The 16,735-nt window shown below is 37.0% G+C and carries 17 protein-coding genes and 2 tRNA genes; 18 read left to right on the top strand and 1 reads right to left on the bottom strand.

Annotated elements, in window-relative coordinates; translation table 11 throughout:
• Window positions 1-44: 44 nt before the first annotated feature.
• Window positions 45-1,253 (bottom strand): FtsW/RodA/SpoVE family cell cycle protein, encoded by a 1,209-nt coding sequence (locus MUA90_RS04725; RefSeq protein WP_262588531.1) that lies wholly within the window; start codon window positions 1,251-1,253, stop codon window positions 45-47.
• A 243-nt stretch (window positions 1,254-1,496) separates the two neighbouring features.
• On the opposite strand from MUA90_RS04725, the gene MUA90_RS04730 reads away from it, so the two are divergent.
• The 18 genes from MUA90_RS04730 to MUA90_RS04815 all read left to right on the top strand — a co-directional run bounded on the left by MUA90_RS04730 (window position 1,497) and on the right by MUA90_RS04815 (window position 16,659).
• A complete protein-coding gene (locus MUA90_RS04730) occupies window positions 1,497-2,567 on the top strand; it encodes a D-alanine--D-alanine ligase (RefSeq protein WP_105994304.1) in 1,071 nt (356 codons plus the stop codon).
• A 15-nt stretch (window positions 2,568-2,582) separates the two neighbouring features.
• Window positions 2,583-3,947: a UDP-N-acetylmuramoyl-tripeptide--D-alanyl-D-alanine ligase gene (gene murF, locus MUA90_RS04735; protein WP_262588532.1), complete on the top strand. Its 1,365-nt coding sequence runs from the start codon at window positions 2,583-2,585 to the stop codon at window positions 3,945-3,947.
• Between the two features lie 325 nt (window positions 3,948-4,272).
• A complete protein-coding gene (gene cshA, locus MUA90_RS04740) occupies window positions 4,273-5,781 on the top strand; it encodes a degradosome RNA helicase CshA (RefSeq protein ID WP_262588533.1) in 1,509 nt (502 codons plus the stop codon).
• Window positions 5,782-5,926: 145 nt separating this feature from the next.
• The gene (locus tag MUA90_RS04745) at window positions 5,927-6,391 is read left to right on the top strand and encodes a PH domain-containing protein (RefSeq protein ID WP_162912126.1); all 465 of its coding nucleotides are present in this window, start codon (window positions 5,927-5,929) and stop codon (window positions 6,389-6,391) included.
• Window positions 6,384-7,883: a PH domain-containing protein gene (locus tag MUA90_RS04750; protein WP_262588534.1), complete on the top strand. Its 1,500-nt coding sequence runs from the start codon at window positions 6,384-6,386 to the stop codon at window positions 7,881-7,883. The genes MUA90_RS04745 and MUA90_RS04750 overlap by 8 nt, the downstream gene beginning before the upstream one ends.
• Window positions 7,852-8,355, top strand: a complete 504-nt coding sequence (locus tag MUA90_RS04755) for a PH domain-containing protein (RefSeq protein ID WP_262588535.1) — start codon at window positions 7,852-7,854, stop codon at window positions 8,353-8,355. Before MUA90_RS04750 ends, MUA90_RS04755 begins: the two co-directional genes overlap by 32 nt.
• Window positions 8,356-8,709 (top strand): holo-ACP synthase, encoded by a 354-nt coding sequence (gene acpS, locus MUA90_RS04760; RefSeq protein WP_114602967.1) that lies wholly within the window; start codon window positions 8,356-8,358, stop codon window positions 8,707-8,709.
• Window positions 8,710-8,790: 81 nt separating this feature from the next.
• Window positions 8,791-9,945: an alanine racemase gene (gene alr, locus MUA90_RS04765; RefSeq protein ID WP_262588536.1), complete on the top strand. Its 1,155-nt coding sequence runs from the start codon at window positions 8,791-8,793 to the stop codon at window positions 9,943-9,945.
• Window positions 9,946-10,025: 80 nt separating this feature from the next.
• Window positions 10,026-10,193, top strand: a complete 168-nt coding sequence (gene mazE, locus MUA90_RS04770) for a type II toxin-antitoxin system antitoxin MazE (protein WP_105994297.1) — start codon at window positions 10,026-10,028, stop codon at window positions 10,191-10,193.
• Window positions 10,190-10,540, top strand: coding sequence for a type II toxin-antitoxin system PemK/MazF family toxin (locus MUA90_RS04775; protein ID WP_031262808.1), 351 nt, complete (start codon window positions 10,190-10,192; stop codon window positions 10,538-10,540). Before mazE ends, MUA90_RS04775 begins: the two co-directional genes overlap by 4 nt.
• A gap of 290 nt (window positions 10,541-10,830) precedes the next feature.
• Window positions 10,831-11,832, top strand: a complete 1,002-nt coding sequence (locus MUA90_RS04780) for a SpoIIE family protein phosphatase (RefSeq protein ID WP_262588537.1) — start codon at window positions 10,831-10,833, stop codon at window positions 11,830-11,832.
• Window positions 11,833-11,907: 75 nt separating this feature from the next.
• Complete coding sequence (locus MUA90_RS04785; RefSeq protein WP_114602971.1) at window positions 11,908-12,234, top strand: anti-sigma factor antagonist; 327 nt, start codon at window positions 11,908-11,910, stop codon at window positions 12,232-12,234.
• Window position 12,235: 1 nt separating this feature from the next.
• Entirely contained in the window at window positions 12,236-12,715 is a 480-nt protein-coding gene (rsbW, locus tag MUA90_RS04790; protein ID WP_262588538.1) for an anti-sigma B factor RsbW, read from the top strand.
• Window positions 12,690-13,460: an RNA polymerase sigma factor SigB gene (gene sigB / locus MUA90_RS04795; protein ID WP_105994293.1), complete on the top strand. Its 771-nt coding sequence runs from the start codon at window positions 12,690-12,692 to the stop codon at window positions 13,458-13,460. The genes rsbW and sigB overlap by 26 nt, the downstream gene beginning before the upstream one ends.
• Window positions 13,461-13,578: 118 nt before the next feature.
• Complete coding sequence (locus MUA90_RS04800) at window positions 13,579-15,729, top strand: Tex family protein (protein ID WP_262588539.1); 2,151 nt, start codon at window positions 13,579-13,581, stop codon at window positions 15,727-15,729.
• A gap of 7 nt (window positions 15,730-15,736) precedes the next feature.
• Entirely contained in the window at window positions 15,737-16,192 is a 456-nt protein-coding gene (locus MUA90_RS04805; protein WP_262588804.1) for a SprT family protein, read from the top strand.
• A 280-nt stretch (window positions 16,193-16,472) separates the two neighbouring features.
• A tRNA-Leu gene (locus MUA90_RS04810) sits at window positions 16,473-16,555 on the top strand.
• A gap of 30 nt (window positions 16,556-16,585) precedes the next feature.
• Window positions 16,586-16,659: transfer RNA gene (locus MUA90_RS04815), tRNA-Gly, on the top strand.
• Window positions 16,660-16,735 lie beyond the last annotated feature (76 nt).

A 16,735-nucleotide genomic window follows, 5' to 3' on the forward strand; every position in this document is an offset into this window, starting at 1 on the left:
TTGTAAAATGTTCGACCGATAACCGGTTTTTTGTTTGTTGTGTATTAATGATTATATGATTTAGAACGTAAGAAGTCAGGTTGGTAAGGTACAGGCTGGTGATAATAAATAGATAAAATGACACCGACACCTGTCATTAAGCTCCATAAAGAACTTCCTCCGTAACTGATGAATGGAAGCGGAATCCCTGTAATCGGCAAGAGTTGTATTGTCATACCCATATTCTGTACTGCATGGAACAATACAAGTGTCATAAAGCCGATGATATAAATCTTATTATAAATCACAGTATTTTTCGTAGCTAAACGTACAAGGTGGAACATTAATATAATAAATAGAATAATCAGTACCACTGCTCCGATAAAGCCGAATTCTTCACCGACAACTGAAAAGATAAAGTCGGTATGGTTTTCAGGGATGTAAACTTCACCATGATTCAATCCCTTGCCGAATAATTGGCCTGAACCGATAGCTTTGAGTGATTCAGTTAAGTGGTAACCATCGCCTGAACTATAAGAATAAGGATCTAACCATGAAGCAATACGTCCTAATTGATATGTTTTAATTCCAAATCCATTTTCTATTAATGATGGTTTAAAGATAATGGATAGAATAAAGAAAGCACCGATAGATAAAATCGTTAAAAAGATAGGTGCCAAGATTTTCCAAGAAATGCCGCTGACAATCAGTACTCCAACGACAATAGCAAGACAAACCAATGTAGTACCTAAGTCATTTTGAAGGAAAATCAATACCATCGGAATACCAGAAACCACAAGTAATTTGAAGAACAGCTTGAAGTCTGTTTCTAATGATTTATTGAATGTGTATTTGTTATGTCGCGATACGATTTTTGCCAGCATTAAAATCAAGACGATTTTCATAAATTCAGACGGCTGAATACTGATTGGTCCGAAACTGTACCAGCTTTTTGCGCCGTTGATTGTCGGCGTAACAGCCGTTTCTGGCATAATCAGCAAGACAATAAGAAAAAAGCATAAAATGCCGTATAAAGTATACGTATATTTCATAATCCTTTTAGGCGAAACAACCATAATCCCCAGTGCGATAATGAACCCGAATATGTAATAGATAATTTGTTTGATACTGAAGTTCGCACTATATTGACCGCCGCCCATAGCGGATTGAATAAATAAAATACTGATTGCTGCAAATATCAGCAAGATGGTAATTAAAACCCAGTCAATGCGCCGTAACCATGATTTACTAGGTTGTTGACGTGAAGCTTTCATATATTAGATCTCCTTTAATCCACAATTTCACATCGGCAGAAATGATGACAAGCCGCTTGTAACCGCTCTGCCTTTATTATTTCTCTCTATGAAAAACTATAGCATATTTAATGTTTTACCTGTAGCTATTTCCTATTATATACCGTTTCATGAAATTGTGAATTTTCTTTCTCAGCTTTGACATGCAATAAGTGAGGCAATCGTGATAAAATAAAGTTTAATAATGCGTTTGGAGGAAAGAACATGGCTAAAGAAAATATATGTATCATTTATGGTGGAAAGAGTGCAGAGCATGATGTATCGATTTTGACTGCGCAAAATGTATTAAATGCTATCAATAAAGATGATTACCAAGTAGACATCATTTACATTACAAATGACGGTTCTTGGAAGAAGAAAGATAATATCACAGAAAGCATTGAAGATACTGAAACTTTACGCCTAGAAGATGTAGAAGAAGGTGAAATTTCAAGCTTGCTTACAAACAGCAGCTCTGGACAGCCATATTCAGCAGTGTTCCCGTTATTGCATGGACCAAATGGTGAAGATGGAACTATCCAAGGTCTGTTTGAAGTATTGGATTTACCGTATGTCGGCAACGGCGTACTTGCTGCATCAAGCACAATGGACAAACTGGTAATGAAGCAGCTTTTTGCACATAGAGGGCTGCCGCAGCTTCCATATGTCAGCTTTTTACGTAGCGAGTATGAAAAATATCAAAGCAATATCTTAAAACTTGTCCATGATAAATTAGAGTACCCAGTCTTTGTAAAACCAGCAAACTTAGGTTCAAGTGTAGGTATCAGCAAGTGTAATAATGAAGAAGAATTAAAAGCAGGTATCGAAGAAGCTTTCCAATTCGACAGAAAACTTGTAATTGAGCAAGGTGTTGTAGCACGTGAAATCGAAGTTGCTGTATTAGGCAATGATTATCCTGAGACTACAGAACCTGGCGAGGTTATTAAAGATGTTGCATTCTACGATTATAAATCTAAGTACTTAGACGGCAATATCCAACTTTCTATTCCGGCAAAACTTGATCCGGAAGTCAGCACAACATTAAGAAACATGGCAGTTGAAGCCTTTAAAGCGACTGACTGTGCTGGTTTATTGCGTGCAGACTTCTTCGTGACAGAAGACAATCAGATTTATATTAATGAAACGAATGCTATGCCTGGATTTACAAAATACAGTATGTATCCAAGTCTGTGGGAAGGTATGGGCTTATCCTATGCTGACTTGATTACGAAATTGATTGAACTTGCGAAAGAGAAACATGTGGAAAAACAAAAGAACAAATATAAAATTGATTAAGGTAGTGTACTTGTAATGATAGAAGTAACATTAAAACAAATTAAAGAATGGATTCCCTGTGAAATTGATGAACAGTATTTAGAACATACGATTAAAGGCGCAACAATTGATTCAAGAAAAATTGAAGCAGGCAATTTATTTATTCCGTTTAAAGGGGAAAATACAGACGGGCACCGTTTTGTTGAACAAGCATTGGCAGATGGTGCCGGTGCTGCCTTTTACCAAAACGACGCAAAACCAGAGACACCTGTAGAAGGACCAATTATCTGGGTAGATGATACATTATTAGCATTGCAAGAGCTTGCAAAAGCATACTTGCAGTCTGTACAGCCTAAGGTGATTGCGGTCACAGGTTCTAATGGTAAAACAACAACAAAAGATATGATTGAAAGTGTCTTGAAACCTAACTTCAAAGTGAAAAAGACGCAAGGCAATTATAATAATGAAATCGGCATGCCGTTAACAATTCTTGAATTAGATCAAGATACTGAAATTTCTATTTTAGAAATGGGTATGTCAGGCTTCCATCAAATTGAACTATTATCTGAAATTGCACAGCCGGATATTGCGGTAATTACGAATATCGGCGAATCGCATATGCAAGACCTGGGTTCAAGAGAAGGTATTGCAAGAGCGAAGTTTGAGATAGTAGCCGGTTTAAAACCAGACGGTGTATTACTTTATGATGGAGACGAGCCTTTATTAGTGCCGCATATCAATACGTTAGCAGACAAGCAAACGATCAGTATCGGATTAGGTTCTGAAAATGAAGTGGTCTGCAGTGTAGATCAGCATGATGCATTCGGTATTGCGTTCAGTTTAAACGTCAGCGAACATTATCAAATACCGATTTTAGGTACGCATAATATGCGCAATGCAGCGATTGCAATTACAGTAGGCAAATTGTTAGGTTTATCATATGAAGTCATCAAAGAAAACATTGCGAAAGTACAATTAACACAAATGCGTATGGAATTGCATCGTACAGACTCAGGAATTGCTGTGATTAATGATGCTTATAATGCGAGCCCGACAAGTATGAAAGCGGCTATTGATACACTCGCAGCAATGGACGGACGCAAACTATTGATTTTAGCAGATGTATTAGAACTCGGCGAAAACAGTGCAGAGATGCATGCGTCAGTCGGAGCTTATTTAGAAAATAAAGGCATCGATATATTGCTGACTTTCGGCGAAGAAGCGAAACATATTCATGAAGCCGGTCAAGCATTTGTAGAATCGGCACAACATTTCGATGATAAAGCAGCATTGATTGATACAGTTCTTCAAGCTGCTCAGCCTAAAGATAATATTTTAATCAAAGGTTCAAGAGGCATGGCTTTAGAAGAAGTCGCACAAGCACTATTAGAACAGAAATAATATAAAGTTAGTAAGATGGTGAAAAATTCTCAATACGAGAACTCCTATCATCTTACTAACTTTTTTGTTTTTAAGAGGAATTTGCGTTATTGCTATAATGGTCTCAAGGTGGTACTATATAGAAGTTGATGAAAAATTAAAGACAGGTGGGGGCGGGTGCTCATCAAGTTCTGTAATTCATACAGAATGAATGTTAAATTATTAACCGCTCATTTTTTATCATTTTTAGGATGAAAATGAAACTTATAGATGATGTATATCTACTGGATTGAAGAGAGCACAATATCATCAAAGTCGTCTCGACCATATATAAAGGAGAATTATTTTGCAAAAATTTATAGATTTAGGTGTTTCAGAAAAAACTGCTGAAACGCTTGCTAATATGGGCTTCGAAGAACCGACTCCTATACAAAATGACAGTATTCCGTTTGCATTGCACGGATTAGATATTCTAGGTCAAGCTCAAACAGGTACAGGTAAAACAGGAGCGTTTGGTATTCCATTAATCGAGAAAGTTGTAGGAAAAGACGGTATTCAAGCGCTGATCTTAGCACCTACACGCGAATTAGCAATGCAAGTAGCTGAACAGTTAAGAGCGTTCAGCCGCGGACAACGCGTACAAGTTGTGACAGTATTCGGCGGTATGCCGATCGGCCGTCAAATCAAAGCATTGAAAAAAGGCCCTCAAATCGTAGTGGGTACACCAGGACGTGTGATTGACCATTTAAATCGCCGTACATTAAAAACTGATAATATTCACACATTGATTATTGATGAAGCGGATGAAATGATGAACATGGGCTTCATCGATGATATGAGATTCATTATGGATAATATTCCATCAGAAAATCGTCAAACAATGTTATTCTCTGCAACAATGCCGAAAGCTATTCAAGCATTAGTGCAGCAATTTATGAAAGACCCTAAAATTGTTAAAACAATGAATAACGAAATGTCAGATCCGCAAATTGACGAATACTATACGATTGTTAAAGAATTAGAGAAATTCGAAACATTTACAAACTTCTTAGATGTACATCAACCAGAACTTGCGATTGTATTCGGTCGTACAAAACGCCGTGTTGATGAATTAACAAGTGCGTTGATTTCTAAAGGTTATAAAGCAGAAGGCTTGCATGGTGATATCACACAAGCAAAACGTTTAGAAGTCTTGAAGAAATTCAAAAATGACCAAATCGACATCTTAGTTGCTACAGACGTTGCAGCACGTGGTTTAGACATTTCAGGTGTCAGCCATGTATACAACTTCGATATTCCTCAAGATACTGAAAGTTATACACACCGTATCGGACGTACAGGCCGTGCTGGTAAAAAAGGTATCGCAGTTACATTTGTGAACCCGATTGAAATGGATTATATCCGTCAAATCGAACAAACAAACAACCGCCGAATGAGAGCTTTAAGACCGCCGCATCGTAAAGAAGTATTGCGTGCACGCGAAAACGACATTAAAGAAAAAGTAGAAAAATGGATGTCTCATGAACATTCAGAACGTCTGCAAAACATTTCATCTCAATTATTGAATGAATACAATGATGTTGAATTAGTCGCAGCATTATTACAAGAGTTAGTGGAAGCGAATGATGAAGTAGAAGTACAATTAACATTCGAAAAACCATTGGCAAGAAAAGGACGTCAAAATTCTAAAGGACCTCGTCGTGGAGGCAAACCTTCAAATAAACGTTCTAACAATAAACACGATAACAAAAACCATCGCGGCAAAGGCAAATTCAACAACAAGAAACAACGCAACGATAAAAAAGACCATAAGAAACCGATTAAAGGCCGTACATTTGCGGACTTGCAAAAATAATAGACGTGATTAAAATGTTACCGTTCCGATTAATTTCGGAGCGGTTTTTTTACATAATGTTCCATAAAATTGTTACAAAATGAGGTTGAACATTGTTAAACTATGATTAATAGTAAAATTAAAATGAATAGGAGAGGCATAAAAAATGAAACAGCAAAGTCCTCGTCGTGTTATACAATATTATTACACGCGTTTTTTGATAGCGTTTCTTTTTTATCTGCTTATCTTTTTAGGTATCAGATGGATCAGTAATTATTTTCATTGGAACAGCTGGATTATCAACCTCTTACTGGTACTCTTGGTAATTGAGCTGCTCTATTTATGTATTCGGCCTTGGCTGCTTTGGAAATATCGCCATTATCAAATAGAAAGTACAAATATTTCAGCGATTAAAGATTTCTTCTTTAAGAAACAAGAGATTGTAAAGTTTGATCGTATTCAATATGTCGAACGAAAAAGCGGACCATTGCTTAGACTATTTAAACTTTACCGTATTGTTGTGGTCACAGCAGGACATGAAATCGAACTGCCGTTACTGATGCGAACAACGGCAGAAGAAGTAGAAAAGATTTGTATACAAAAGCTTGAGGAGGTGGATGCTGATGTATAGTCCTCAAAAACTGCATCCATTGTCTTATCTCACAGGTTTGATTAAAACAATTAAACAAAATATCATCGTTATCATTTTGTTCTTTATCAATATTAAGGATTTTAACTTTACGAATGTCAGAGAATATATTTGGCCTGCAATGATGATAGGAATCTTTCTTATTTCTTTTATCATCAATGCATTAGCAGTATATTCTACGCGCTATTGGATAGAAGGTCATCACTTTGTCGTTATAAAAGGGGTTTTTAATAAGAAACGTAAAGAATTAGATATTCAACGTATTCAATCCTTTGACTCTTCACAAGATATTATCAGTCGAATCTTCGGCGGCATGATTATGGAAATCAAAACACCAAGCGATAGTATCCAATTAGAAATTGTCTCTAAAAAGCAATTTGAAGACATTGAACAAAATATTAAAGCCGTACAGTATGCCAATGATCAGCCGGCAGAACAAAATGAAACAGTTGAAGGTGCGAAAGATGAATCAAATTCGCAGCAATTGCTCTTTAAATTGTCGCTGAAAGAATTAATTTTAATGGCACTTTCCAGCGGGTCAATCGGTATTGCGTTAGTTACACTGACACCAATACTCGGGACATTCCAAGAAATCATTCCATGGGAAAGTTTGTTTGATCGTTTCGAATGGATTGCACATTCGGCTTATGTGGCTGTGGCAGGTCTTATCATTACAGCACTGTTTGCGGCTTACATCATCGGTGTCATTATAGAATTTGTACGCAGTTATGGTTATACGTTGACTGAAGAAAATGAACAGCTCCATATCAAACATGGATTATTAAGTGTTAAAACTGTGAACGTACCGATTCGCAGAATACAAGCAGTAGTTGAAAAGCAATCCTTTATACGCAGATTTATGGGGTATACCTCTATTTCATTTATTATTACAAGCGATGGACACAGCTCTGAAGAATCAGAATCTGCATCAGGAGATGTTGTGATTTTACCATTTATCAAAAGGAAAAAAGCCTATGAAATGGTACAGCAGCTGGTACCGTCTATGGCATTTCAAGGTGTACCGACAGGATTGCCTAAAGGCGGGATACGCAGACATGCACAAATCGGTGTGGCTTTGTTATTGATTGCTGGCGGAATTTGTACGTATTTCTGGTCAGTGTGGTATCTCGTTTTAGCAGCGTTCATAAGTGTGTTGTTTATTGTGAACAGTATCATGACTGTGCTTTATTCTGGCTATATGACAGATGCATCGCTATTAACAGTGAAGAAAACACAGCTTTTGCGGACACGATATTTTTACGTGAAGAAGGATAAAATCATCGGTTTTGAAAAGGCACAAAATCTTTTCATGCAGCATGCCGAGTTGGCTGATTTCAACTTTAAGGCTGCACGCGGTTTATCCAGTATAGATATCGGGCTGCGGTTTATTCCTGACCGAGAAGCGGAGCGTTTGAAACAATGGTATATCAAGGAGGGTTATGATGAAACTGAATCGAATGGCACAAGAGGGTAAGAAAGTACTTGTTATTGCAGGGTTAATACGCACAGCATTGATTGCATTGGTATTGCTTAGTCTTGCCTTTTCAGACTTATACTGGTGGCACATCACGTCAGAGCGAGCTGTTAAATGGAACTTTATCATAACTGCTTGTGTCATTGTGATTGCTATTATCATCGACTGTCTTATCAATCCATGGCTGAAAAAGAAGCAGCATGGCTATGTGCTTGAAAACAAAAAGATAATCGTACAAGAAGGCATGCTGTTTGTCAGCTTGAAACATATTCCGCTTTTCAGGATTCAAAACATAGATATTACTGAAGGATGGATCATGCGCAAATGGCAGCTGGCAACACTTACTTTATCCACAGCCGGCGGGAATAGTGATATTATTTTAATTAATAGAACTACAGCGCAAGCTATAATGGATGAAATCAAACAGAGTTCTCAAACTTTAAATGAGTATGATATAGAAACAGGTGAGTAAATGATATACGGAATCGGAATTGATTTAATTGAAATCGAGCGTATTCAAACGATGCTGGAACGCCAAAAAAGATTGCCGGAGAAGATTTTAAGTGCAGATGAGCTTGAGAAATTCAATTCATTTTCGCATGAAAAGAGAAAAGCAGAATTTCTAGCAGGACGTTTTGCATGCAAAGAAGCTTTCAGCAAAGCCTTGGGGACAGGGATCGGCAAACGCATCGGCTTTAAAGCAATCAACTGCAAAAATGATGAATTAGGCAGACCTTATATAGAATATGAAGGATTTAAAGTACATGTCAGCATCTCGCATACTGAAAATTATGCGACAAGCCAAGTGATTCTAGAGAAGATTTAGTACAATAAGAGTATTGCTAAAGTGTGATAAGTAGTATTATAGTAGTAATACATTTTAACGGTTTTTAAAGGAGATGACACTATGGCGGATAAATTTTATCGGCCTACGTATCTTAAGGTAGATTTAGAAGCAATTTTAAAAAACTATCAAGTACTAGGTAAACTACAACCCAATAAACAAGTGATGCCTGTCATTAAAGCGAATGCCTATGGTATGGGCAGTGTCAAAGTTGCGCGCTGTTTAGAAGACAACGGCGCAGAATTCTTTGCGGTAGCAACATTAGATGAAGCAATCGAACTGCGTATGAACGGCATTGATGCCAAAATTTTAATTCTAGGTGTGGTAATGCCGCATGATATTAATAAAGCGATTCAACATCGTGTCGCATTAACAGTACCATCATATTTATGGCTGAAAGCAGCGATTGAACAAATTGATACATCTGTTGAAAAGGATTTATGGCTGCATGTCAAAATCGATACAGGTATGGGACGCTTAGGTATTAAGTCAGCAGAAGATTATCAAAAGATTGTTAAAGAGATTGAGCAGCATGAACATCTGATCTTTGAAGGTGTGTTTACACACTTTGCTCAAGCTGATGAAGATAGTCCGCATACTGCAGAGCAATATCAAATGTTTGAAGAATGGGTAAATACTTTACCGCATCCGCCTTATGTACATGCGCAAAATTCTGCAGGTACTATTTTGCATGAAGCACCGATTTGCAACATGGTGCGTACCGGTATTGCATTATATGGTTACTATCCATCTGAATATGTAAGAGAAAAGACACATGCGGTACTTTATCCATGTGCACAATGGCAGACTGAAATTATGGAAGTCAAACAACTGAATGTCGGTGACACAGTCAGCTACGGTTCTACTTATACAGCGGTTCATAAAGTGAAATCAGCTGTATTAGGTGTAGGCTATGCAGATGGCTTTCCGCGTATGATGCAAGGTGCGGCAGTTGAAATCAAAGGGCATCATTGCACGATTATCGGCAGAGTCTGCATGGATCAGATGATGGTTGAATTACCTGAAGATGAAACATTTCATGTCGGTGATACAGTAACCTTGCTCAACCGTGAACACGAGGGTCTGGAATCATTAACAGAGATGGCGAATAAACAGCAAACGATCAATTATGAAGTGTTATGCCGTATCAGCCGTCGTGTACCAAGAATTTATGAACCTGAAAAATTATTTGATATTGTCAACGAATTACAAAAATAGTATGGTCATGAATTTTGAAATTTGTTATCATTAGTTTGAATATTAATTTAGCAGTTCTTTATTTCTTGGAGGTCTTACTTATGTCAACTTTTAATCAGAATAGAACTTATAGTTTGGAACAGTCATTAAAAGAAGGCTATTCACAAATGGCTGATTTAAATCTCTCCCTAGCAACGGAGGCATTTTCAGTTGAATGTGAAGCCTGTGATTGCAACGAATCTTATCTTGCATTCGACAAGGATGAATGATGAGGAGAGGCGATGTATATTTAGCTGATTTATCACCAGTGCAAGGTTCTGAACAAGGGGGAGTTAGACCTGTTGTAATTATACAAAATGACACTGGCAATAAGTACAGTCCGACGGTGATTGTAGCCGCAATTACCGGCCGTATTAACAAGGCAAAAATTCCAACACATGTGGAAATTGAAAAGAGTAAATATAAATTAGACAAAGATTCTGTTATCTTACTCGAACAGATTAGAACAGTTGATAAAAAACGTTTGAAAGAGAAACTGACTTATCTTTCAGATGAAAAGATGAAAGAAATTGACAATGCGATTGGAATCAGTTTGGGTTTAACTCACAAAAATTAAGAACCGATTGCAAACTTGATATTTAACAACTAAATGACAAACGGATATGTCAGTCTTGCTGAACAATCCAGTTCATCCATGAAATTAAGTTAAGAGGTTAAAAAACGATTTCAGCTTACTTAGCAATTTTGCTTATTGCTCGACTATGATCATAGCGTAATACAGCATTCTTACTATGATGCTGAAATTTGTTTTTTTCCTCTTTTTCTATGATGAACTTCATGTGTATTTAGTATGTAGATTAAACAGAATATTGGGCAAAAACTGACATTTATAGAGAGGGCGATACAATGAAGGATTTTAAAAAAAGGTATTTGCAAATGATGCAATCATATGTAGAGTCCTATGATAAAGAAAAGATAACGAACCAATTCGAAGCGTTCGGCAAAGAAATCATTGAAAAGGACATTCAAGCAGAAGATGTATTAGATATTCATCGTGAATGTGCCAACGAAATGGATTTAAATAGAGATGAAATTCTGGCAACGTTCGAGTTATTGAAAATAATTGCAAATGCATATGGCTTCAGCTACCAAGATTACCAAGAAATGGTAGATAAACTTTACTACCATGACAAGGAAATGGATTTAGCTTCTCGTTTACAGCAAACGATGCTGCAAACAGAGATACCTCAATTTGACAGTATTCAAATCGGGGTTATTTCCGTAGCTGCACAAAAGGTAAGCGGAGATTATTTTAATTTAATCGATCATAAAGACGGAACGATGAGTTTCGCAGTTGCTGACGTTATCGGCAAAGGGATTCCTGCAGCACTTGCAATGAGTATGATTAAGTTCGGTATGGATTCCTACGGGCATTCGCAATTACCAAGCGACGGATTAAAACGATTGAATCGTGTTGTTGAAAAGAACGTCAACCAAGATATGTTCGTGACAATGTTTTACGGCTTGTATGAAGAAATGAATCATTTATTGTATTGCAGCTCAGCCGGACATGAGCCTGGTTATATCTTCAGAGCTGAACAAGATGAATTTGAAGAAATTTCTGTCAGAGGCAGAGTATTAGGCGTCAAACAATTAGAGCGTTATAAGCAGCAAGAAATTCCGATTTATTTAGACGATTTGATTATTATCTTTACAGACGGTGTGACTGAGATCAGGGATGAAAACGGCAAATTTATTGAAACAGATTATTTGTTAGATTTCATACATAAATACAAAAATCTGCATCCTCAAGACATTGTACAGTTATTATATGAAGAACTGTTAGGCATTCAGCCTTCAGGCAAACGAGATGACTTAACAATTTTAATTATTAAGCGCGTAAATTAAATAAAAGTGATTAACTTTTTAATAAAACGGGTAGATAAGTGTTTGAAATATGAACAGACTGGAGTGTATCATTGAATGAACTTGAATATAGAGACACAAAAACATGATGAGTATTATGAAATTAAGGTCGGAGGAGAATTGGATGTCTATACTGTACCTGATTTAGAAAAGGTCTTGTCACCTATTAAACAAGAAGGTACACATGATGTTCATGTTAACTTAACGAATGTCAGCTACATGGATTCAACAGGTCTTGGTTTATTTGTTGGAACATTGAAAGCTTTAAATCAAAATGATAAAGAATTATATATTATCGGTGCTTCTGAGCGCATCAGCCGTTTATTTGAAATTACAGGCTTAAGCGACTTAATGCATGTAAACGAAGGATCGGAGGTAGAATGACATGGAAGCGAAGCGGAATGTAATTGAAATGAAGTTACCTGCACAAGCTGAATATGTCAGTTTAATTCGATTAACACTGTCAGGTGTATTCTCACGTGCCGGTGCTTCATACGATGATATTGAAGATGCAAAAATTGCAGTGAGTGAAGCAGTAACAAATGCAGTCAAGCATGCCTATAAAGGCGAAGATACAGATACTTCTATTTATTTATTCTTTGAAATTTACGAAGATAAAATCAGAGTCGTGATTTCTGACCAAGGTCAAAGTTTCGACTATGAAGAGAAGAAAAAAGAACTAGGGCCATATAAACAAAATGAAAACATCGACTTTTTAAGAGAAGGCGGCCTTGGTTTGTTCTTAATTGAATCACTTATGGATGAAGTTAAAGTAAACAAGGACAATGGTGTTACGATAAGCATGATTAAGTATATAAAAAAAGAGCAGGTGCACAATAATGGCGAAAGAGTCGAAATCAACTAACGATATTTCACCAGAACAAATCAACGAGTGGATCAGACAGCATCAAAATAATGAAAATACCAGTGCCCAAGACAAGCTTGTCAAACATTATCAGAAATTGATTGAATCTTTAGCTTTTAAGTATTCAAAGGGACAATCCCACCACGAAGATTTGGTTCAAGTAGGAATGGTAGGCTTGATAGGTGCAATCAATCGATTCGACATTAACTTCGGAAGAAAGTTTGAAGCTTTCTTGGTGCCTACTGTAATCGGTGAAATCAAAAGATATTTAAGAGATAAGACTTGGAGCGTTCATGTTCCAAGAAGAATTAAAGAAATTGGTCCGAGGATCAAAAAAACTACAGATGAATTGACTAATGAACTTGAGCGTTCGCCATCAATTGCTGAAATTGCAGACAGACTAGAAGTCACTGAAGAAGAAGTGCTCGAAGCAATGGAGATGGGACAAAGCTATAATGCTTTAAGTGTGGATCATTCCATTGAAGCGGACAAAGACGGTTCAACAGTGACGTTGCTTGATATTATGGGTGAACAAGAAGACGGTTATGATTTAACAGAAAAACGCATGATTCTTGAAAGAATTTTACCGATATTATCTGACAGAGAACGTGAAATCATTCAATGTACGTTTATCGAAGGATTAAGTCAAAAAGAAACAGGTGAACGCATTGGTTTAAGCCAAATGCATGTTTCTCGCTTGCAGCGCAATGCGATTAAAAAACTTCAGCAAGCAGCAAAGAAATAAAGCAGCTTGTTGTAAATATGAATCTTATAACAGGACTGAAGTACGTATTCATGTATTTCAGTCCTGTTTGTATTTTGTGCTATTATGGAATCAAGAAAATGAAATTGAGGTGCCGATATTGAATAAAGAATTGATTAACTCAATCGAAAAACAACATAACTTTTCTACCAAACAAATTACAGAAGTGCTTGCACTTTTAGAAGAAAATAATACCGTTCCATTTATTGCGAGATATCGTAAAGAACGTACGGGCGGATTAGATGAAGTTGAAATCAAGAAAATAGCGGATGAATACCACTATATGGAGCAGCTTCAAAAAAGAAAAGAAGAAGTCTTACATAATATTGAACAACAAGGGCTTTTAGATGCACAATTGAAAGCTGATATTTTAAAACAAACTAAATTGCAGCGTGTGGAAGATTTATATAGACCGTTTAAACAAAAGAAAAAGACACGTGCCACAGAAGCAAAAAGAAAAGGATTAGAACCTTTAGCTAAATGGCTGATGCAAAAAAGTATCAATCAATCACCTGCTGAGTATGCTGAAGCTTTTATCAATGATGAAGTAGAAAGTGCACAAGCAGCATTAGCAGGAGCACAAGACATTATCGCTGAATGGGTATCAGATAATCCTAAATACAGAAATAAAATTTTAACGCAAACACAAAAGCGCGGTTTGATTACGAGTCAGAAAAAGAAAAAAGCTGAAGATGAACAAAAGACATACGAAATGTATTATGACTTCTCAGAACCCATCAATAAAGTCGCAAATCATCGTATCTTAGCAATGAACCGCGGAGAAAAGGAAAAAGTATTAACCGTTAAAATAGAAATGGATACGAGCAGCATCGAACGTGATATCGAACGACAAGAAGTCAAAGGCAATCATGAAGGCATCCAATATATCAAAGATGCTATACAAGATAGTATGAAACGTTTGATTATGCCTTCAATCGAACGAGAAATCCGTTCTGATTTAACAACGAAAGCTGAAGACCATGCTATTGAGGTCTTCAGCGTGAACCTCAAACATTTATTATTGCAGCCGCCGTTGAAAGGCAAACAAATTTTGGGTGTCGACCCGGCTTTCAGAACAGGGTGCAAGCTTGCAGTAATCAATCCATACGGAACATTTATTGCTAAAGGTGTGATGTATCCGCATCCGCCTGTGAATAAAAAGCAGCAAGCAGAAAAAACATTCTTGCAGTTTGTAAATGATTACGATGTGAAGCTGGTTGCCATCGGAAATGGTACAGCAAGCAGAGAAACAGAACAATTTGTGGCGGACTTGATTCAAAAGCATCACTTAGATGTCCAATTTATTATTGTAAATGAAGCAGGGGCTTCTGTTTATTCAGCATCTGAAATTGCACGTTCTGAATTCCCTGAGTTCCAAGTTGAGGAACGCAGTGCTGTGTCGATCGGTCGTCGTGTACAAGATCCATTAAGCGAATTAGTAAAAATCGACCCGAAATCTATCGGTGTAGGACAATATCAGCATGATGTGAATCAGAAGGCATTAGAAAATGCATTGGACTTTGTTGTTGAAACAGCAGTTAACCAAGTCGGTGTAGATGTTAATACAGCATCACGTTCATTACTGCAGCACGTATCAGGTTTATCTCCGCAAATTGCACAGAATATTATTGATTTCCGTGAAGAAAACGGTGCGATTGATCATCATAAGCAAATTGCGAAAGTTAAACGCTTAGGGCCGAAAACTTTTGAACAAAGTATTGGTTTCTTGCGTATCGTTAATGGCAAAGAGCCGCTTGATAATACAGCGATTCATCCAGAAAGTTATAACATAGCTTATCAATTGCTGGAACAAGAAGGTCTGAGTGCAGAGGATTTAGGCACAAAACAATTAAAAGATGCACTGAGCAAAATAGATATGAAAGCAGCTGCTGAAAAGTTAGATGTGGGATTACCGACACTTGAAGATATCGTTTCAGCTTTAATTGCGCCGAACCGAGATCCGCGTGATGAATACGAAACACCGATTTTAAAATCGAACGTATTGTCTTTAGAAGATTTAACCAAAGGAATGAAACTAAGCGGAACAGTACGCAACGTTGTAGACTTTGGAGCGTTTGTAGATGTCGGTGTAAAACAAGATGGTTTAGTACACATTTCGCAACTCTCTAAACGTTTCGTAAAAAACCCTATGGATGTAGTCAATGTCGGTGATATTGTAGATGTATGGGTGCTAGATACAGATACAGTTAAAAATAAAGTTTCATTGACGATGATTAATCCAAATGACTGAGCAATGGATGAATAATGAAAAACTGCAGCAGCTGACAGAAAAGATTTCCAAAGAAGTGTTCAATTGGGAGTTTAAGCATCAGGCGTATTTTAATAATCGGCTAAGAACGACAGGCGGCAGATATTTACTGCAATCTCATAATATCGAGATTAATCCGAAGCAATATGAAAAGTTTGGCGAAGCGGCTATCATAGACATTATCAAACATGAGTTGTGCCACTACCATCTGCATCTGCAAAAAAGGGGCTACCAGCACAAAGATGCTGACTTTAAACAATTAAGTCAGCAAGTCGGTGCACCGAGGTTTTGCAGTGCGGTCAAAAGCTATGAAGAAAGAGCAAATTATATTTATCAGTGCAGAAAATGCAAAAAATCATTTCCGAGAATTAAAAAAGTGAACACACAGAGAATGGTATGCGGCCATTGCCATGGAAAACTGCAGCTGGTTAAGAAACTGAAATAATAAAAATAAACGCTGTGCATTAAGGCTTGAAATTGTCTTAATGCACAGCGTTTCTTTGTTTTCAGAAGAAATTTGAAAAAAGATGAAAAAATTCGAAGTTTCATGTTGACTTAGGATAATGAATGTTATATGATAGTTCATGTCCTAAAAAAACACATTAAAAATTTGAAACGAACTTTAACGGCTTGTTAAAAACTTTTAAAAAGTTATTGACAAGAGATTACGAAAGTATTACAATAGAGTACGTTGTTAAATTAAGTAATTGATGAATTTAACCCAAGCGGTCGTGGCGGAATGGCAGACGCGCTAGGTTGAGGGCCTAGTGGGAGAGATCCCGTGGAGGTTCAAGTCCTCTCGGCCGCATCAAATTTCATTGATTACACGAGTTATTATGCGGGTGTAGTTTAATGGCAAAACCTCAGCCTTCCAAGCTGATGTTGTGGGTTCGATTCCCATCACCCGCTCCAAAAATGATTTTAAATGAACATTGAAAACTGAATGACAATATGTCAACGTTAATTCCAAAATTAACAAACGTTTTAA

The sequence above is a fragment of the Staphylococcus sp. IVB6181 genome (assembly GCF_025561445.1).
GTDB classification, from domain to species: domain Bacteria; phylum Bacillota; class Bacilli; order Staphylococcales; family Staphylococcaceae; genus Staphylococcus; species Staphylococcus simulans_B.